Origin of the sequence: Affinundibacterium flavidum (assembly GCF_014284175.1) — a bacterium.
GTDB lineage: Bacteria > Pseudomonadota > Gammaproteobacteria > Burkholderiales > Burkholderiaceae_D > Undibacterium > Undibacterium flavidum.
In genome coordinates, this window is the sequence record NZ_JACOGA010000002.1 from 310313 (window position 1) to 330216 (window position 19904).

Sequence of the window (19904 nt, forward strand, 5' to 3'; positions counted from 1 at the left end):
TTACAAAGTCTGAATTTGCAAAGTCTTAGTCACTTTACTTTCGCCTTTCTCACCCATACCAGAACCGCTATTTTTGCTTTCTTTTTTCAATGCAACCAGACGATCACCGACTGTGCCATAGACCCAATCTTCTTCACTCTTCATTTCAAAACTGATGACGATATAGGCGCGACCAGAAACTGCTTGAGAACTACGACTGGCTAGTGGCGTGCCGTCGGCAGCGATCCAGATATCGAGTTGCCCATCGAATTTCTTCATGTACTTGCGCTCTTTTTCACTGAGCTTGTCCATAGACATTTCAAAATTCAATAGACGTGCAGGCTTGCCGTTAAAGACATCGGCTTTTTCACCTTTAAAATTTGCTTTCTCCAAACTACGATTTAAACTCGCCGCGGCGGAAATCATAGGTCGTAATGCTGACGAATTCACTTCATTCAAAGCGGACAAAGTCGGCGTTTTCGCTTTGCTGTCTTTTTCGCGCTGACGCTCTTCGTTTTCCAATTTCGCCAACATGTCTTTGCTGTATAAAACCTGCAAGCCGCGCGTGCTCTCTTCCACACTGACGCTGGCATGACCATGAGTTTCTTCCAGATCTTTGCCGTCACCTTGGCGATTCCAAGTTTTCGCTTCGACAATTGCCTTCAAAGGTGTTTGACCTTGCAAGCGATTCAACGCGGTTTTTAAATCAGATAAACCATCAGCATGTGCGAAATTAGCTGTAGCACTTAAGCCAAGGATAGCGAAGCTTAATAAAAAATGATGACGACTATTCATGAAATTCCTTTTTCGCTAAAGCATAAGTAGACTATGACCTAATTTAGATCCTGTAGTTCAGTCTATTCAGTTAATTTACTAGCTGCGAGATAGACCAACAAAGCCGATTGCGCATCATCTGCTGCATATTTCAATTGCTTATCATTCAGATGCTCTGCCGCCCAGTTTGACGTGGACACACGTTTAGATTTTTGTAGTACCTGTGCAAAATATTTTTCGACTGCACGTTTCGCGCCCATTTGCTTTTTTCGGTTGTCACTCAGGCTACGTGATAAGTCGAGTACATTGGTAATCTTGATGGCCAATTTTTTCATCAGCATTTGATTGTCATCAGATAAACCAAAACCTACTTTGCGAATCTGATTTGATTCCAACACTTCTTTCAACAGCGCGTGGCTTAATGCTCTTTGTTCAGCTTTGACTAAAGGGAAAAGGAAAGCATGGGACTCGGTCGCCAATTGAATCAGATGTGGACCATCCGAACTATGACCAACCGTGAAGACTGGCTTAGATTCAGTGTCATAGCCCAAGGTCTTCGCTTGCATCAAGTGTTGATGCGCAAGCCTTAAATCCTGTGCCGTGTTGACCAGGATGATTCTGTCCGGTGCAATGCCTGGATAAGCTGGTAGATCCCTCACCAATTCTGTGTCACTTCCAGTATGTTCAAAATGTTCTTGTTTGATAGCGCTGCTCAATTATGGACTCCGTCGAATGACATGTGGGGAATGCTTGTGGCTCAGGTGTCTAGGTGTTCAAAATCAATTAATAGGGGAAGAAAACTTGTTCGCCATTCGCCCTGAATTCTGCGATTTTCTTTTTGCCCGCATCAGAGGTAATCCAGTTAATCAATTTCATCGCCGCTGCATAATGAATGTCAGGATATTTTTGTGGATTGACGGCGATAATGCCGTAGGGATTCAACATACGCTTATCGCTTTGCAAAACAATTTTCAAACCCGTCTTCGCTTTGTAGGCCGCATAGGTAGCCCTATCGCTCAAGGTGTAGGCTTGCATCTCGGCTGCCATGGTTAACACCTCACCCATGCCAAGTCCTGCGGAGACATAAGCAGTCGCTTTCGGTTTATCACCTAGTTGCTTCCAGTATTTTTGTTCCATGACATCCGTGCCGGAATTATCGCCACGCGAAATGAAGCGCACTTGAGATGCGATGATGCGTTTTAAAGCAGCCAGCAAGTCCGTTTCTTTCTTTACACCAGCAGGATCTTGCTCAGGACCGACGACCACAAAATCGTTATACATCACATCGCGCCGATTGACACCGTATCCTGCAGCGACGAACTGGTCTTCCGCATCACGCGCATGTACCAGTGTCACATCCACATCACCATTTTTTGCCAGCTCCAGGGCTTTGCCACTACCAACTGCAATTACCTGCACTTTGATTTTTGTGTCTACTTCAAATGCTGGTAAGAGAAATTTTAGTAAGCCGGAATTTTCGGTGCTGGTGGTTGTCGACATCTTGAGTATGTCTTGTGCCGAGGCCGGCAAAACACTGGCGGTGCTTACTGTCATTGCCATTACCAATAAAAAGTGTGTGAACTTTTTAGCTGTGATTATTTTTTTCATCGTTACTTTCCATTTTCAGGTTTCATGGCTATGTTTATCGCTACGATCTTCAATCCGCCCATCGCGCAATTTATAGTGACATATTTGCGGCAAATTAATCAGATCTTTGTCATGACAGACCATGACGACTGAGCTATTTTGCGCGACCAAGCTTGGAATTAAGGCAATCACTTGCTCACGCGCCGCACCATCTAAGTTCGCGGTCGGTTCATCTAACATTAACAAACGTGGCTGGAGAATTTTGGCACGGGCCAAAGCAATTTTTTGCTTTTCGCCACCGGACAAACCAGCGGGCATTCGATGTCGCAGACCGCTAAGTCCAGCCCAATCCAATGCTTGCTCTGTCGTTTCTTGAATCCGCTTTTTCGCCCAACCACGCGCACGCAAACCATAGGCAATATTCTCCGCCACGCTCATATTAAACATCACCGGATGCTGATGTACATAAACGATAGCTTCGCGCATCAACTTGGGATAAGCTGAGAGTTGATGAGTTTGACCTAAAAAATCAAGACTACAATCATCTGGCTTTTCCAGCCCTGCCAAAATTCTTAGCAAAATGGTTTTGCCGACGCCATTCATCCCCGTCAAGACATACGCACTGGCAGTTTTCAAATGCAGATTCTTGATATCTAGCAGAATTTTGTCGTCGAAAGATTTGCGCAGGTGATGGATGACTAACAAGTCTTGGTCTGATTTTACGGGACTGGTCGAAGCGACTGATGACACCAATTGCAGGCTCATAAGCGCGCTCCCGACTGCCCTGCATCGCCCTGAAAAATCAGCAGCAAAGCATTCATCGTCAATGCGAGTAATAACAATATCATTCCGAGAGCAATGCCTTGGGCGAATTCGCCTTTGCTGGTTTCTAGTGCAATGGCGGTAGTCATGGTGCGGGTTTCTCCGGCGATATTCCCACCTACCATCATCGCACAGCCGACTTCAGAAATCACGCGCCCAAATGCATGAATAATTGCCGCCATCAAGGAAAATCGTGCTTCGCGAAAGATCGTCAACATCACTCGCCAACGTGAAGCGCCGAGACAAATTGCCGTCTCCGCCAAACGCGGATCAAGTGCCTGCAAAGCGGTGAAGGCAAACGCCATCAAAATAGGCAATGCTATCAATGCCTGCCCTACTACCAAAGCCTTGCTGGTAAATAGCCAATGCCAAGCCCCCAAATAACCTTGGCGCGACAAGAGCAAATACAAGAGCAAACCGATCAATACGGTCGGAAATGACAAACTCGCTTGAATTAGCCACAGCAAAAAACGCCGTCCGAAAAAGCGGCGACTAGCGAGCCAATAGGCGAACACCAAGGCCAAAGGCGTTGCCAACAGCAAAGCAGAAATCGCGCTGTGCAATGAGACTGCAATGATCTTCCATAAATCCGCATCGGCTGACCATAACAGGCGTACAGCTGCTTGCAAGTGTTCGAGAAAATTCATGCAGACTCCACTGCATAGCGAATCCTGTACAAATGGCACAGGTATGGGAAAGCGAGTAAGTATCTATACATAAGTGCCATCATAGACAGTCGGTCTGAAGAGAGCAACGGAAATGCACTACACATCAATAAATTGCTCAGTACAAACGAACATGCGTTGATGCCTAGGTGCGTAAGTGCACTAACACACTAGCGCTGTGAACGTACCGTTTTTGATTTATTCGCCAATTGCGATTTTTGCGTCAGGTAATCCCATAATTTCGCGACCACGGGTTTACCTGGCTTTTGCTCAGACGGGCGTTCACGATACAGGCGAATTTCCATGCTGACTTCCCAGGCATCAGAGCCACCGTCAGCACGTGCCAATTGCTTTTGTTTGAGTTCACGTGTTACAGCTGACTCTGGCAAAAAAGCAATGCCACGGCCTTCTAAAGCCATCATTTTTAAGCCTTCTGCCATATCCGTTTCATAGCACTTATCCAAGTGCAGTGCTTGTTTGGTTTGCGTCAAAATCAAATCCACCATACGCCCCAAATAAGCATTATTCGCGTAGGCCAAAAATGGCAGAGGCTGTTCTATTGTGCCGGGCAACATAAAATCAGCTTGCGCACTTTTGTCGCAACGTGCGTACGCCCGCAGCGTTTCGCTGCCCATACTGATCATGTCGTATTGCGCAGGATCGAGTAAGAGCGGCTGTTGTGGATGGTGATAGCAGAGCATCAAATCACAGCCACCTTCGACCAGACTCATCACGGCATCATGCACATTCAGAGCCAGCAAGCGACTATTGATATCACCGAAATTTTGCTGCAAATCGCTCAGCCATTTCGGCACAAAAGTCAGCGAGAGTGTGTGTGGAACTGCAAAATCCACCGTGGTTTGAATTGAAGTGCGTTTGCCACGCAATAGAGCGCGTGCATTATTGATCTGCCCGAGCATGGCGATCGCTTGCTCGAAAAATATCTCGCCTGCTGTCGTCAAGCGCGTTGGATAAGAAGTACGATCAATCAAATCTGCTCCCAACCACGCCTCTAAAGACTGTATGCGGCGTGAGAACGCAGGTTGCGTCACATGCCGCAATTCGGCCGAGCGACTAAAACTATTGGTTTCTGCCAGCGAGACAAAATCTTCTAGCCATTTTGTTTCCATATTACTTATCCAGAAAAAGCGATTTCATTTGCAAATATAAAACTAGGCATTGACAGCATGGTCAGCATGGGCAGCTTCAATGACGTCCAACTCGCTCGTCACCGCATTGTTATGTTGTTGACGTTCCCACATCTGCGCATACGCACCCGCCAAGGCCATCAATTCTAAATGCGTACCACGCTCAATAATGCGGCCTTTATCCATCACCAAAATTTGCTGTGCATCGACAATGGTGGACAGTCTATGCGCAATCACCAAGCTGGTACGACTCTTGGCGATCTGTTTCAATTGCGCTTGTATCATTTGTTCAGACTTAGAATCGAGTGCTGAAGTCGCTTCATCAAAAATCATGATCGCAGGATTTTTGAGCAAGGTTCGGGCAATTGCCACGCGCTGTTTTTCACCGCCCGACAATTTTAATCCGCGCTCCCCAACCATGGTGTCATAACCATCAGGCAGGCTTTGAATAAAGTCGTGTATGTAAGCGGCCTTCGCGACTTCAATCACGTCCTCTTGCGTAGCACCTGGTTTGCCGTAGGCAATGTTGTAGCCTATCGTGTCATTAAACAAAACCGTATCTTGCGGCACGATACCTATCGCCTGACGTAAAGAGTGCTGAGTAATATCCATGATATTTTGTCCAGCGATCTGTATCGCACCGGATTGAATATCGTAAAAACGGAACAACAAACGGGATAAAGTCGATTTACCCGAACCACTATGCCCGACCACCGCAGTCGTCGTACCAGCGACAATTTTGAAATCAACATCAAACAAGATCTGACGTTTTTCTTCATAGCTAAAATTCACCCGCTGAAATACCACATCAGGTGACGCATGATCTGCCAAGGCTAAGGCCGGTGCTTGCTCTTTATCGGCGATCTCTTTGTTTTGGTCCATCAAGTTAAACAGTTTTTCCATGTCTGCCAAACTCTGTTTGATTTCACGGTACAAGACGCCTAAAAAGTTCAAAGGAATGTAGAGTTGAATCATGAAAGCATTAACGAGTACCAAATCGCCCAAGGTCATGCTTTGATCGATCACACCTTGTGCTGCGCGCCATAAGATCAGCGTGACTGCCGTGGCGATAATCAAGGACTGTCCGGCATTTAACATGGACAATGTTGTTTGTGATTTTACCGCCGCTTTTTCGTAACTTTGCAAACCCTGATCGTAGCGCTGGGCTTCATATTCTTCGTTCCCAAAATACTTCACGGTTTCGTAATTGAGCAGGGAATCAATTGCCTTGGTACTGGCTTTCGAATCCAGTTCATTCATGGTGCGGCGAAAATTAGTGCGCCACTCAGTCACTGCAATCGTGAAAACGATGTAAGCGATCAAGGCGACAATGGTAATAATGGCAAACCAATGATCGTATTTGACGAACAAATAAGTCAGCACCAAGCCAATTTCTAAGAGCGTCGGTACGATACTAAACAAAGCGAATGACACCAAAGAAGAAATCGCCCGCGTGCCACGTTCGATATCTCGCGTCATACCACCAGTTTGCCGGTTTAAGTGAAAGCGCAAGGACAAGGCATGTAAATGGCGAAATACTTTCAAGGCGATCGTGCGCACTGCCCTTTGCGTGACTTTGGCAAACACAAATTCACGCAACTCCGTGAACAAAGTCGTCGACAGGCGCAACACGCCATACGCAATCAAGACGCTAATCGGCAACACCATCAAAGTGGTCAGGCTGAGTGGATTGACGGTAAGGCGATCCACTAATTCTTTGAGGACTAGCGGCACGCCCACATTCGCCAACTTCGCGCCGACTAAGAAACTTAAGGCAAGCAATACGCGCCACTTATAGGCCCACAAATACGGTAGTAAAGTTTTAACGGTAGACCAATCACCGCGTACGGCGCTAGGGCTGGCAGGTGCAGAAGCTTGTGAATTTCGGCGCATGGCTTATGATCAAGAAAAGAAATTTGCTATATGATTGAACTATATTGCGCTACAGCATTTTTGCATCAGTGCAGAAAGCACTGCAGGAAGAACTGAAAAATATGCATCAGGCAATATAAAAAAGAAACGTCGAGCTAAAAAAATCAAACTAGGAAATTAAGAACGATGAACGAATTAGCTTGAGATTGCATTACAACTAGCGATTGTAACGCGTTCAGTCATTCTTCACTGCATCGTTGAGTTCATAGGGCACTTCCCATTTTGTAATTCCATTTTGCACGTCGATTTTGCACTTCCATTTTGCACTTCCACTTCGCACCTCCATTTTATTAAAGCGAGAAAACCATGTCAGATAGCCCAAAAACTTCACTCCCTGCCGGTATGCCAACCTTACGTGTGATGCCTATGCCATCCGATGCCAATATTCATGGCGACGTGTTTGGTGGCTGGATCATGGCACAGGTCGATATCGCTGGCGCCGTTCCTGCAGCACGCCGTGCAAATGGCAGAGTAGCGACGATTGCTGTGAATTCTTTTTTGTTTAAGCAACCGGTGTTTGTCGGTGATCTTTTATCCTTCTATGCTGAAGTGGTAAAGGTTGGAAATACATCGCTCACTGTGTCAGTCGAAGTCTATGCAGAAAGAAATCGCCTGCAAGCCGATACAGTTAAAGTCACTGAAGCGACGTTAACCTATGTGGCCACTGACAGCTCACGTAAACCTAGACAGATTCCACCATTGGAAACCATTTAATTTCTAGATTCGCATCGCTAGCAAAAAAACTAGCTTTTAAATTTCCTTATGATTTTCAGGGTTTTTGGCTTTTATAGCAGATTCACCAGTACACTTTAACGCATGCTCTCTCTGCTACGCTCGCTCTCAATCTGGTTCAGTCTCGTGCTTTATGCACTGAGCTGGAGTAGTCACGCACAAACCCTGTCGATTTATTGTGAAGAAGACCGACCTCTGCAGTTCTATGACAGCGAGGGTAAGCTAACAGGCATGACTGTAGAAATCGTACAGGAAATCCAAAAAAGAACTGGCAATACCGATCCCATACAAGTCGTCCCCTGGGCGCGCGGCCTGGACAAAATTGACCACAATCCGAATACTCTTTTATTTAGCATGGCGCGTACCCCAGAGCGGGAAAATTCCTATCAGTGGATAGGTCCCATCATGGCAAACATTTACGGCTTATATGCAAAAGCGGATTCAACACTGCAAGTTCATAATATTGAGCAAGCAAAAAATATCAGCTTGATTGGCGTCTATCGTGACGATATCCGCGACCAGACTTTAACGCGTTTAGGATTTACTAATCTCGATCGCGCCAGTTCGAATATTTCTAGTTTCAAGAAATTGATGATGGGTCGCATCGCGGTATATACCGATTCGCAACTCGGGGTTGAAAGCCTGGCGGTGGCATCGGGTTTTAAGCCCAGTGACGTAAAACTGATTTTTGAATTATTTAAAAGTGAACTGTATATTGCAGCCTCGAAAGCGACCTCACCAGCTCTGGTGGAAAAATGGAATCATGCCTTAGAGGACATGAAACGTGATAAAACGTTTGCCCGCATTCAGCAAAAATATCTGCACACGGAACGCAACCCTAAATTACACAAGTGAATTAGCTATCACTAAGCAAGATAGCAAGCACAACGAACAACAAAGCAAAATGGCATCCATGTCTATACATGGATGCCATTCTTAAATCAAGCACAATTGCAGAACAACTCGTTCTGCAAATCCTTAGAATTCAGATTGCAAACCTATCGTAAAGTTTGTCACGCCAGATGTCGTATCTCTGTAACCTGTCACTTTCACATTGCGATGATCGACTTCGGCACGAATCGCCATTTTCTTGTCGACATAATACAGCACCCCCAAACCGATCAAAGGCTGGCCGGAATAGTGTGTATCTGAACCCGATACGCCACTACCGTGAACGATCGCTTCACCCTTCATAAAAGCCACGCCCAACTTCGCGAAGCCAACAAAATTATTCATCGCTGTAGTCTTAGCGACACCTGCCAAATCGCCGCCACGACCATTAAAAGTCGCTTTTAACATAGGATCACTCAAACCGACTTCATTCAGATAGATATAACTACCTTCTACGCCGAAATTTGGTGAAAAATCATAGCCACCAAACAATTTCCAACTACCAGCCGCTGTATGGCAACTCTTTGCACCTGCACAATCAAAATTCCATTTCGCACGACCAACAGAACCGCCAAAATAAGAAATCTGTGCAGCTGCATGTGCGCTCAAAAATGCACTACCAACGAGGATGGCCGCAGCCAGAATTTTTTTCTTTAACATGAAGAATCACCTTTAGTGAGTTTTTTAGAAGCCTGCCTATCAATTGAGCACAAATGAGCACAACTAAGCAAAAATGAACGCAACTGTGCACGCTAGATAGTGCAGGAATTTGCCGCAATGTCGTACAAAATTGGCATTTTAACCGCAGCATGTCGCAATCGTCAGAATTTCTTTCAATTTCGTTGTAGAAGCCGCAATCACGATTACGCTAAGCGCTTACCCAATCGCCTACATAATCGCTTACCTGATGGGCAAGGGACTGACCGGTTTAATCTCTTCCATACAAATCATAGAACGCAAATTACCTACGCCAGGCACTTGCATCAACTTGTCCGTCAAAAATTGGGACAAAGCTTTCAAATCACTCGCCACCACCTTCAGCAAGTAATCGAAATCCCCAGAAATCGTATGGCATTCAATGATATCGGGGAAGGCCATTAAGTGACGCTCGATCTCCCGCACATTACGATACTGTTCGCGATCTAAAGATAGACTGACAAAGGCCATCACCCCCAAGCCAACCGCAGACGGTGTAACCTGTGCGGTGTAAGCACGAATGACACTGGCTTCTTCCAATGCCCGCACCCGACGCAAGGTTTGTGGCGGCGATAAGTGTATCTTTTCTGCCAGTTGTAAATTACTAATGCGCCCTTCTTCCTGCAAATGGCGCAAAATATTCAAATCATAGCTATCCATCGTTTTTCACCCCTCCCACTTTCATGATGTGCCAAGCACACACAAATTCCGCACAGTCGAACACATCAAACTTTAAATTCCATTTATTAATAAAAAATGAAATTTAATTTCTTAAAATTAGATTATAACTGATAATTAAGAAATCTAAATCTTACTGTTAGCACTATAATTTCTCGACACAATCAGGTAACAAGCCAGTACCATTACGGCCATCGGCGCAAACTACAATGCGTCCGAACTTAATAGTACTTAACAGTATCGATGTGCAGTCGCTAAGACCAGCACTCAGTTTATGGAAAGTGAACAAACCAGAATGAAAACTATCTCACTCATAGGCGCACCTACCGATGTCGGCGCCAGTGTTAAAGGTGCGGGCATGGGACCCGATGCTTTACGCGTTGCTGGCCTGGTACAAGCTTTAGAAGCCAGAGATTTGGCCGTGATTGATCATGGCAATTTGCATGGGCCAGCTAATCCATGGCAAGCGCCAGTGAATGGTCTGCGTCACTTGAATGAAGCGATCGATTGGAACCAGGCTGTCTACGACGAAGTCAGCGGCGCATTAAAAGCTGGTCAGATGCCGATGATGTTAGGTGGCGATCATTGCCTGGCAATCGGTTCTATCAGTGCAGTCGCCAAACATTGCAAAGACAATGGTAAAAAATTGCGCGTCTTGTGGTTTGATGCACATGCCGACAGCAATTTATCCACCATCAGCCCGACCGGCAATATCCATGGCATGCCAGTAGCCTGCTTGATGGGTCATGGTCCGGAACAATTGATTGCCTATGGTGGCTATACGCCAGCGATGCAACCGGATGAAATCCGTCAGATTGGTATCCGCAGTGTGGATGATGGCGAACGTCAATTTATCCACGATATGGGCATTCCGGTTTTCGACATGCGTTATATCGATGAACATGGCATGCGTGCGGTGATGTTGAAGGCGCTGGAAGGCGTTGATGAAAACACCCACATTCACGTCAGTTTCGACCTAGATTGCCTGGATCCGGACATCGCACCAGGCGTTGGTACCGCAGTGCTGGGTGGCCCAACTTATCGTGAAGCGCAGTTGTGCATGGAAATGATTGCCGATACTGGCTTGCTTGGTTCACTCGATGTCGTTGAACTCAATCCTGCGTTGGATTTACGCAATCAGACGGCAATTTTAGCTGTGGATTTGATTGAGAGTTTATTCGGCAAATCGACACTGGTGCGTATCAATCCTAAGGCTTAAGTTTTTCATTTCACAAAACTAAAACTGACACTGAAACCAAAACTAAAACTGGGTATAGGCTCTGGCCGTACTCAGTTTCTTTTTATGCAGCGCTAGTATCTGCCAGCTCTTGCAAAATGGGGCAGTCTGGACGAGCGTCACCATGACATGCGTGCGCCAAGGTCTGTAGCTGTTGTCGTATCAACTGCAATTGATCCATTTGCGCATCGAGCTCATCGATGTATTGTTGTGCCAACTGTTTGACTTCAGCGCTTTGACGCGTTTGATCCTGCCATAAGCCGAGCAAGGTCTGTATGCGTGCTAGAGAAAATCCCAAATCTCGTGCGCGGCGGATAAAACGAAGGCTATGCACATCCTTTTCCGAATATTGACGATAGCCCGCCGCATTGCGCCCGGCCATGTCAATCAAGCCGCGACTTTCGTAATAACGTACCATCTTCGCGCTCACTCCTGAAGCCTGCGCGAGCTGTCCTATATTCATCTGCTACTCCTCATTTTTCTGCGACGCCTGCCATGGTTTCCAACTACGTAAGAGCAAAGCATTCGAGACCACGCTAACGCTAGAAAAAGCCATTGCCGCGCCCGCAATCACAGGATTTAAATAGCCGAATGCAGCCAATGGAATACCAACGATATTGTAGATAAATGCCCAGCCTAGATTCTGGCGGATTTTGCGATATGTTCTTTGCGATATCGAAATCGCATCGGCGACCAAAACCGGATCGCCACGCATCAAGGTAATACCCGCCGTATGCATCGCGACATCGGTGCCAGTCGACATCGCGATACCCACATCAGCAGCGGCTAATGCGGGTGCATCATTGATACCATCGCCGACCATGCCAACCTTGTCACCAGCTTGCTGAAACTCACGCACAATTGTCGCTTTATCCGCTGGTAACACTTCGGCTCGCACCTCGTTAATGCCTAAGGCGTCAGCTACAGCATTCGCGCTCCCCGCGTTGTCACCACTGAGCATGATGGTCTTGATACCCAAGGATTGCAGACGCGCTATCGCCGTCGCAGCGCTTGGTTTGACACTATCACCAAAACTCACAATACCAGCGAGTTGCCATTGCCCATGACGCTGCAACGCCAAACACGATACGGTACGTCCTGCGTTTTGTTGCTGTTGCAGAAGCTGAAGATAGGATACTGCTGGTTCTGTCGAATTGACAGTCGACGCTGCGCTCAACTTCACTCCCAAATCCAAACCCAATTCCACACCCAACTCTTGCATCCAACGTTGATTGCCTAAATAAATAATATCCTCACCCAATTGCGCCTGCACACCGCGCCCTGGCATCGCCTGCGCCTCGGTCACAGCAGGTACGGTTAAACCCAGCTCGCCCGCTTTGTGCATCACGGCATGTGCCAAAGGATGATCGCTGTACTGTTGCACCGCCGCCGCCCAAGCTACGATTTGCGCATCATCATAGTGTTGGCTGATGATCGCGACCAATGCTGGTTTTCCCACTGTTAAGGTACCCGTTTTGTCGAAAGCAATCGCTGTCAAGCTGTGGGCGGTTTCTAAGGCTTGTGCATCTTTAATCAAAATCCCGTACTTGGCGGCTACACCTGTGCCCACCATAATCGCAGTCGGCGTTGCCAATCCTAATGCACATGGACAGGCGATCACTTGTACCGCGACCGCATTGAGTAAGGCCATTTGCCAATCACCACCGAATAGTCCCCAGCCTAAAAAAGTCAGCGCAGAAATTCCCAGCACTACTGGCACAAACACCGCACTCACTTTATCGACCAAAGCCTGTATCGGTGCTTTAACCGCCTGCGCATCTTCAACCAATTGGATGATTTGTGAAAGCATCGTAGCGCCACCAACGCCCGTTGCTTTCACCAATAACATGCCATCTGCATTCACTGAACCACCGATCACATGCGCACCGACGTCTTTACTGACGGGCAGACTCTCACCTGTGAGTAAAGATTCGTCCAAATGACTACTACCCTCGATAATTTCACCATCCACGGCGACCCGATCGCCGGGACGCACGATCAATATGTCACCAAGGTTTACCTCAGCAACCGGCACTTCAATATCAACACCATCGCGGCGTAACAATGCCGTGGTCGCACGCAGAGATTCCAGAGCACGCAAGGCTTCTACGGTCTGATGCTTGGCACGTGTCTCCAACCATTTTCCAAGCAATACTAGAGTGATCACGACCGCGGCCGATTCAAAATATAAATGGCTCATGCCATGAGTGCCATGGCTACTAGATACGCACAACAAATACACTGACAATCCATACGCTGAGCTAGTGCCTATCGCGACCAATAAATCCATATTGCCACTGCCAGCACCTAAGGCTTTCCACCCAGCTCGATAGAAGCGCGCGCCCAACCAAAATTGCACTGGACTCGCCAAGATCATTTGCCATGATCCTGCCAAATTCCATTCGATTCCAAACAGATTGAGCAACATAGGTATGACCAAAGGCACGCTCAATACTGTTGCAATCACGACTCGCCAACCACTGCTAATATCGAACAAGTTTTTGATATCCTTGCGCTCTGGCTGCGCCAATGTTTGAGATCGCGTTTGCTCTTGCACCAGGCTCGCTGCATAGCCAGCTTTTTTTGCAGCCGCAAGCAAGCTAGCTAACTCAACACCTGCCAATATTTTCAGTTGCGCCTTTTCGGTCGCCAGATTCACGCTGACGGCGATGACACCTGGCACGGCTTTCAGTGCTTTTTCGACGCGCCCCACACATGAAGCACAACTCATGTCATTGATCGTTAAGTTAATCGTTTGCACTGCAACTTCATAACCGGCCTTTTCAACCGCCGCGATCAAGCCCTGTGCGATGGTATTCGCAGCATCGGCATCTAAGCTCACGCTCGCCTTTTCAGTCGCCAAATTCACACTCGCCTGCTGCACGCCTGGTACTGCCAACAAGGCTTTTTCGACCCGCCGCACGCACGATGCGCATGTCATCCCGACTATCGGTAAGTTCAATGTTTTTTGCATATTCATTTCCTGTCTAGGTACTGCACCGAATTTCTTTAGCAAATCTAACATCAAGAGACCTCTGCACAACCGTAGCAAGCGGTCGAAGTTTAGATCGAGAAGCGCACCTGTGCTAGGGCACAGCGGCGCATTTGCAAATTCACAGATTCAAAATTCGGTCGCGCAGTAGCTTGTGCAGAGGTTTCTTCAACAAGATATAGCTTCCCACTGTGGTAAGGTCAAGTGAATTTAATGAATTCATGCGCCATCGCAAACCTTGTGGTCTTACTCAGTTTACAATCACAAAATATGAACATGCATATGAACATGATTTAGGAGAGCACAATGCCACAATTTCAAGTCGACGATATGACCTGTAAGCACTGCGAAGCCACAATTACGAAGGCGATACAAGAGGTCGATACGCAAGCAAAAATCACGATCGATCTGAATACACACAAAGTTGAAATCGTTTCAGATAAGCCAGCCAGTTTATTTGCTAACAGCATCACGGAAGCCGGATATACACCATTGGTGGTGGGTCATTGATTTGAATTTTTAAGGTGCGTGCAGCGCGAGTTGCACACACCCCAAGTGCCTCATCTTTCACTTAAAAGTGAGCTGCCTTCCGTCACTAGTTTTCATCATCGAAAGAAATAATTAACTATCACCGGCACTAGCGCAGGGGCTAAGAATGCCGTCAAGATACCATTTAAGCCCATACCTAAACCGGCAAATGTGCCGATTTCTTTACTGACCTGAAATCCACGTGCAGTGCCTATACCATGTGCGGCTAAACCCAAAGCAAAACCGCGAATTTCTGGGGAACTGATACGCATCCAGTTAAACAAATAACGCGCGACTAAGGCACCAATCGCCCCAGTCACGATCACGATTGCCGCTGCTACCGAGGGAATGCCGCCTATCTTTTCTGCGATACCTATGGCAATCGGTGTGGTTGCTGATTTCGGTCCTATCGACAACGCCAGTTGATACGAACCCCGCATCCAAATGATGATTAACACGGCCGACATGATCGCTGTCAAAGATCCCAACAATAAACCCACACTCAGCGGAAAAGCTATTTTGCGCAGGCGCGGTAATTGCCGTGCCAAAGGAATCGCCAACGCCACCGTGACTGGACCCAGCATGAGATGAATGGGCTGCGCGGCGGAAAAATAATCCGCATACGAAATATCAGTGCTGCTTAAGGCGAGAATAATCATTGCCACTGCCATCACGACAGGATTTGCCAATGGGGAGAAATGCAGTTTCTCGGCGATTTTCATTGCGCACAAATAAGCGCACAAAGTCAGCGCGATTGCCAACAAAGGCGTATGTGCCAATAATTTCCAAAGTGCGGCGAGGTCGACAGACGTGGACATCTTATTGCTCGCGCTTAATTGATGTTTGATCTGAGGTGTGAGATGAATGTTCAGCCTCGTGCTCAGGTGCGTGTTCAGACGAGAAATGCGTCGGCATCAACCACCGCATACTCGCTGCCGTCACCATCAGCGTCAATACTGTACTCACCACAATCGCAATCAAGAGAGCTAACCAATGTTGCGCGATGCCGCTGGCAGAAACCATAATCCCAGCACCCGCAGGGATAAAGAATAAAGACATGTGTTTGAGTAAATGATGGCTAGATTCTTCTATGCGCTCCATCAATCGCGGTGAAGCGAGTAGCGCAAAAAATAGCAATAGCATGCCTAACACAGGACCCGGGATATTCCAACGCAAACTACTCTGCAATACAAACGCCAGTGCTTCTCCTATGCATTGAAAAATCAATAAAACAGCGAGTGTATAAAACATGCGGCTGCCCTTATAAGTTTATGTGTGCCCTACAAAGAAAAAAGCGCCTATGTACTTTATCGCACTTTGGTGTATTGCTGAACGATCGCGTTAATCTTGCCTTCTCGTCGCAATTTATCGACGCTGATTTGTAACTTCTCAACCAAGCCAGGATCGGATTCCAGGTTCATGCCAAAGTAGAGAGCGCCACCATCATATAGCTTCATCAGTTTTACCAAATCTGTAGTGGCGATGTTGTACTGTTTTTGATTCATCGCCATACCAATCTCCGTGTTCACCACGACGTCGATTTGCCCGGATTTCAACATGCGCATTTCATCACTATTAGAATTGAAAGTGCGAATCGGTACATTCGATACGCCAGCTTCAGTCAGTTCTGTTAACGACGCTTCTGCGCGAATCACTCCAATCTTGAATCGTTCGAGATCCTTGAGAGTATGAATTTTATCGGCTACTTGCGAGCGTGCGTAAATCCAGGTAGTGCGCGGCAAGATCGGACCTATCCAAATGAATTGCTGTTCGCGCGTCGGGATTCTGGCTATCGTATAAACGATGGTATTGCGTGTATCTTGCACGGTCTTGTAGGCACGGGTCCAAGGCACCAATTGCACATCGCAATCGACATTCGCAATAGCACAGGCCGCGCGCAAAATATCGGTTGAAATTCCAGAAACTTCTTTATTCCGCAAAAAATTATATGGGGGCCACTCTTCTGTATATGCTTTGACATGAGCGGCTTGAGCTGTTTGAGTTGCAAAGACAGGTAGCACTATTAACAGCATTATTGGTAACACTAAGTTCAGCTGAAGAATGCGCAAAACTTGAGAAAATAACTGGTAACAAATGTACTTCAAGGAAGTCATACAGAATAGAATATTAATTGATTCAATAGAGGCGGGCATAGAAAATTGCCTGCCGTCCATTATGGCACAAAGCCTGATCCACTCGCTAAGAGCGCAGATTTTTCGACAAGATTACGACACAGGTAAACGAACGGTGTTTGAAAATATTAACAAGGATGGTTCTGTTTTCAGCAATGCGCCGATATCACACACGACAAGATCTAATAAGTTGACGAAGAGAGTTGACTAATCACGCAGGCTAATAGCGCAGACCAATCACATTCACTTATAGCGCCTGCTCACAACTTCAGCACCGATAACAAGATATTCGTCTCTGAAGTAGCAATCCCCGGAATGCTGCGGATTTTTCCCAAAACCAAATTTAAAACTTCTAAATTATCTGCCCGAATTTCAGCAATCACATCCCACTTGCCATTCGTCGTATGCAGACTATGTACATGCGGTAAAGCGCGCAACGCCGCATGCACGGCATGCGCACTATTTCCCTCCAGCGCGATATTCATCTGTGCCCGAATCTGATGCGGCTCAGCATCGGATTTCACCTTAATGGTATACGCCAAAATCACGCCGCTGCTTTCTAATTTGTCGATACGCTTTTGCACCGTGGTGCGCGACAGACGTAATTTTTGCGCCAGACTCATGACAGAAATGCGTGCATCACTGCGTAATAAGGCAAGCAATTGATGATCGATATCATCCATAAGTGATGGGAAATTGGTTGAGGTTGAAACGTATAGACATAATATGCTGCAAGCTTAAAGCAAACACCAGCTCATCACAATCTTGTCGCGAACACATTTCAACAAACTGCACAAACCCCTAAGCAAAGTGCAATGTAATCCAGCAAGAATACGCAAACTGCCAACTTCTGCCTGACACGCCTAGCCGCCACAATAGGCATCTTCAACCACGACTCAGGCGTGCGCTTAAGCGCTCACAAAATTCTATGTCTAATCCACAAGCAAGCCACCCAGAAGCAATTCGTCACACCGCAAACGCGGTGGTGATGATACGTCCTCATCACTTCTATTCAAATCGCGAAACCATGCACGACAATCGATTTCAACGCGACACAGAAAACCATGAGAAAGAAGACATCGCACGTAATGCCTATGCAGAAGTCACGCGAATGGCCGCGCAATTACGCGCTGCAGGTGTCACGGTACATTTGTTCGAAGACTCAGGAGAACACGATACGCCCGATTCCGTTTTTCCGAATAACTGGTTCACCACACATCAAGATGGCAGGCTGTTTCTCTACCCTATGCGCTGCCGTAATCGCCAACGCGAAGTACGTCAAGATATTCTCGACTTTCTAGCGCAGCACTATCAATTGCAAAGCGTCACAGACCTAAGGCATTACGGCGATGCAGAAACATTTTTGGAAGGCACAGGTTCCGTCATTTTTGATCATCAAGTCCGCATTGCCTATGCATGTCTGTCGCAGCGCACGCAATTAAAACCGCTACTTAGCTTATGCACTGCGGTGAACTACCAGGCACACCCGTTTAATGCGGCATTGGTAGGCATGCCTATCTATCACACCAATGTCATGCTCAGTGTAGCAAGCCAATTTGCGATGGTCGGTCTAGACTGCATTCCAGACTATCAAGAACGCGAAAAGCTCTGTCGTCAATTACAAAGCACGGGTAAAGAAATTGTGAATCTGAGCCCTTCACAAATTCTCCAATTCGCAGGCAACTGCTTAGAATTACAAGGCTCAAACGGAAAATTACTGGCGCTATCGTCGAGCGCGATGGCCAGTCTGCATGCAAATCAAATCGCAAAAATAGAGAAATATGCCGAGCTATTGGTCATTGATGTGCCCACCATAGAAACTGCCGGAGGTTCGGTACGCTGCATGTTGGCGAGCATCCATTTACCGACGCAAGCAAATGCGGCAATACAGTCAAACTAAGGCAAACGCAGGCGCGTACCCAGCAAAGCAGCACGCGTTGTAGGCGATTGCAATTGTTCCAGCCACCATTGCAAAGCACGCCCCTGCTGTACATGATGGCCTGACTGTCGACGCCAAGCGTAATAACTTTGCACCTGTTGCTGCGCGCGTTCAACTTTTTTCTCGACCAAACGTCCGGTATCGATATACGATTGCGCAACGCAAGTGGGTAAGAATCCCACGCCTAAACCGCGCACCTGCGCATCTAGCTTCGCTGGCAAATCCGCCACCGTAAACACATCTTGCCCACTCAACAAACCGATAGACACGGACGCTCCGCGCTGCACGCTATCGGCAATCGCCACCGCTCTGTGCTGCCGTATCACTTGATCTGGCACGGGCTCTTGATGCTGCGCCAAGGGGTGATGCGGCGCGACCGCAAAGGCAAAATACACGGTACCCAAGTTTTCACGCTGCAAACTGGTCGCACTCTGACTATTCACGAGCACTCCATCCATCACTACACCCAAAGCCAAATCAGCCTGTCCCGAACTCAAGGCCTCCAAAGTGCCCGACAAAGTTTCTGCGCGCAATTTCAAACGTGTCGGTGGATTCAACTGAAAAAAACTCTCACACAATTCCATCACCGTACTACGATCTATCATGCTATCCACTGCAATCGTCAATTGCGGTTCCCAACCTGTCGCCACCCGCTTAACCCGATTCGCTATCGCATCCACTTCCACCAACAGCTTCTGCCCTTCACGCAATAACTCCGCCCCCGCCTCAGTCAACTTCGCCTGACGCGAAGTGCGATCAAACAACAAGACATCCAAAGCATCTTCAATCTGGCGCACACGATAGGTCAAGGCACTAGGCACCATATCCAAACGCCGCGCAGCCGCTGCAAAACTGCCAGTGTCAGCAATGACTTCTAACATCGCTAAAGAAGCTGGTGTCAGGACATCACGTGCTGAACTCATGGTGGGCTTTCGGTTGGGTTGAGCTTTTTTTGAGCGAGATTTACTTTGATCGGATGATGACATTGTATGTTGGTCGATAGATTCTATAGAGAATTTTTTTCATTAAGAGATTGCCTAACAAAGCAATTTATTCACTATTCATGTTATGCATTTTCATCTGAGTGCCAGTGAAAAAAGTCAAGTCGCCCAAGACATTTTCAATATTAAATTACATTGTCTATTTTTTACTAATGTGTTAACTTTGAAAAT

Annotated in this window: 21 protein-coding genes; 5 read left to right on the forward strand and 16 right to left on the reverse strand. The window is 47.0% G+C overall.

What is annotated here, in order from left to right; genetic code table 11:
* The 7 genes from H8K55_RS03080 to H8K55_RS03110 all read right to left on the reverse strand — a co-directional run bounded on the left by H8K55_RS03080 (position 1) and on the right by H8K55_RS03110 (position 6868).
* Complete coding sequence (locus H8K55_RS03080) at positions 1 to 774, reverse strand: hypothetical protein (RefSeq protein WP_186940550.1); 774 nt, start codon at positions 772 to 774, stop codon at positions 1 to 3.
* Positions 775 to 836: 62 nt separating this feature from the next.
* Positions 837 to 1469 carry a 3'-5' exonuclease gene (locus H8K55_RS03085; protein ID WP_186940551.1) on the reverse strand — a complete coding sequence of 211 codons (633 nt, stop codon included), beginning with the start codon at positions 1467 to 1469 and terminating at the stop codon, positions 837 to 839.
* Positions 1470 to 1536: 67 nt separating this feature from the next.
* Positions 1537 to 2361, reverse strand: a complete 825-nt coding sequence (locus H8K55_RS03090; protein ID WP_186940552.1) for an ABC transporter substrate-binding protein — start codon at positions 2359 to 2361, stop codon at positions 1537 to 1539.
* 15 nt (positions 2362 to 2376) lie between these two features.
* Complete coding sequence (locus H8K55_RS03095; RefSeq protein WP_186940553.1) at positions 2377 to 3105, reverse strand: ATP-binding cassette domain-containing protein; 729 nt, start codon at positions 3103 to 3105, stop codon at positions 2377 to 2379.
* The gene (locus tag H8K55_RS03100; RefSeq protein ID WP_186940554.1) at positions 3102 to 3809 is read right to left on the reverse strand and encodes an ABC transporter permease; all 708 of its coding nucleotides are present in this window, start codon (positions 3807 to 3809) and stop codon (positions 3102 to 3104) included. The genes H8K55_RS03095 and H8K55_RS03100 overlap by 4 nt, the downstream gene beginning before the upstream one ends.
* Before the next feature lie 188 nt (positions 3810 to 3997).
* Positions 3998 to 4957 (reverse strand): LysR substrate-binding domain-containing protein, encoded by a 960-nt coding sequence (locus tag H8K55_RS03105; protein ID WP_186940555.1) that lies wholly within the window; start codon positions 4955 to 4957, stop codon positions 3998 to 4000.
* Between the two features lie 42 nt (positions 4958 to 4999).
* On the reverse strand, positions 5000 to 6868 hold the full coding sequence (locus H8K55_RS03110) for an ABCB family ABC transporter ATP-binding protein/permease (protein WP_186940556.1): 1869 nt from the start codon (positions 6866 to 6868) through the stop codon (positions 5000 to 5002).
* A gap of 345 nt (positions 6869 to 7213) precedes the next feature.
* On the opposite strand from H8K55_RS03110, the gene H8K55_RS03115 reads away from it, so the two are divergent.
* On the forward strand, positions 7214 to 7621 hold the full coding sequence (locus tag H8K55_RS03115) for an acyl-CoA thioesterase (protein WP_186940557.1): 408 nt from the start codon (positions 7214 to 7216) through the stop codon (positions 7619 to 7621).
* Positions 7622 to 7723: 102 nt separating this feature from the next.
* Complete coding sequence (locus H8K55_RS03120) at positions 7724 to 8494, forward strand: substrate-binding periplasmic protein (RefSeq protein ID WP_186940558.1); 771 nt, start codon at positions 7724 to 7726, stop codon at positions 8492 to 8494.
* A 123-nt stretch (positions 8495 to 8617) separates the two neighbouring features.
* Here the strand turns inward: H8K55_RS03120 and H8K55_RS03125 are convergent, their stop codons facing one another.
* Together H8K55_RS03125 and H8K55_RS03130 are read right to left on the reverse strand one after the other, a co-directional pair.
* Complete coding sequence (locus tag H8K55_RS03125; RefSeq protein WP_186940559.1) at positions 8618 to 9190, reverse strand: outer membrane beta-barrel protein; 573 nt, start codon at positions 9188 to 9190, stop codon at positions 8618 to 8620.
* 240 nt (positions 9191 to 9430) lie between these two features.
* A complete protein-coding gene (locus tag H8K55_RS03130; protein ID WP_186940560.1) occupies positions 9431 to 9886 on the reverse strand; it encodes an Lrp/AsnC family transcriptional regulator in 456 nt (151 codons plus the stop codon).
* Positions 9887 to 10178: 292 nt separating this feature from the next.
* On the opposite strand from H8K55_RS03130, the gene rocF reads away from it, so the two are divergent.
* Positions 10179 to 11123, forward strand: coding sequence for an arginase (rocF, locus tag H8K55_RS03135; protein ID WP_186940561.1), 945 nt, complete (start codon positions 10179 to 10181; stop codon positions 11121 to 11123).
* 82 nt (positions 11124 to 11205) lie between these two features.
* Here the strand turns inward: rocF and cueR are convergent, their stop codons facing one another.
* Complete coding sequence (cueR, locus tag H8K55_RS03140) at positions 11206 to 11604, reverse strand: Cu(I)-responsive transcriptional regulator (RefSeq protein ID WP_186940562.1); 399 nt, start codon at positions 11602 to 11604, stop codon at positions 11206 to 11208.
* Positions 11605 to 11607: 3 nt separating this feature from the next.
* A complete protein-coding gene (locus tag H8K55_RS03145; RefSeq protein ID WP_329604992.1) occupies positions 11608 to 14115 on the reverse strand; it encodes a heavy metal translocating P-type ATPase in 2508 nt (835 codons plus the stop codon).
* A 324-nt stretch (positions 14116 to 14439) separates the two neighbouring features.
* On the opposite strand from H8K55_RS03145, the gene H8K55_RS03150 reads away from it, so the two are divergent.
* Positions 14440 to 14643: a heavy-metal-associated domain-containing protein gene (locus H8K55_RS03150; protein WP_186940563.1), complete on the forward strand. Its 204-nt coding sequence runs from the start codon at positions 14440 to 14442 to the stop codon at positions 14641 to 14643.
* 95 nt (positions 14644 to 14738) lie between these two features.
* Here H8K55_RS03150 and H8K55_RS03155 read toward each other — a convergent pair whose 3' ends face one another.
* The 4 genes from H8K55_RS03155 to H8K55_RS03170 all read right to left on the reverse strand — a co-directional run bounded on the left by H8K55_RS03155 (position 14739) and on the right by H8K55_RS03170 (position 17476).
* Complete coding sequence (locus H8K55_RS03155; protein ID WP_186940564.1) at positions 14739 to 15479, reverse strand: LrgB family protein; 741 nt, start codon at positions 15477 to 15479, stop codon at positions 14739 to 14741.
* 1 nt (position 15480) lies between these two features.
* Entirely contained in the window at positions 15481 to 15912 is a 432-nt protein-coding gene (locus H8K55_RS03160) for a CidA/LrgA family protein (RefSeq protein ID WP_186940565.1), read from the reverse strand.
* Between the two features lie 56 nt (positions 15913 to 15968).
* Positions 15969 to 16694 carry a substrate-binding periplasmic protein gene (locus tag H8K55_RS03165; RefSeq protein WP_222612332.1) on the reverse strand — a complete coding sequence of 242 codons (726 nt, stop codon included), beginning with the start codon at positions 16692 to 16694 and terminating at the stop codon, positions 15969 to 15971.
* Positions 16695 to 17053: 359 nt separating this feature from the next.
* Positions 17054 to 17476: an Lrp/AsnC family transcriptional regulator gene (locus H8K55_RS03170; RefSeq protein ID WP_186940567.1), complete on the reverse strand. Its 423-nt coding sequence runs from the start codon at positions 17474 to 17476 to the stop codon at positions 17054 to 17056.
* A gap of 245 nt (positions 17477 to 17721) precedes the next feature.
* On the opposite strand from H8K55_RS03170, the gene ctlX reads away from it, so the two are divergent.
* Positions 17722 to 18693 (forward strand): citrulline utilization hydrolase CtlX, encoded by a 972-nt coding sequence (gene ctlX / locus H8K55_RS03175; protein WP_230408463.1) that lies wholly within the window; start codon positions 17722 to 17724, stop codon positions 18691 to 18693.
* Here ctlX and H8K55_RS03180 read toward each other — a convergent pair.
* A complete protein-coding gene (locus H8K55_RS03180) occupies positions 18690 to 19655 on the reverse strand; it encodes a LysR family transcriptional regulator (RefSeq protein WP_186940568.1) in 966 nt (321 codons plus the stop codon). The genes ctlX and H8K55_RS03180 overlap by 4 nt on opposite strands.
* Between the last annotated feature and the right edge of the window lie 249 nt (positions 19656 to 19904).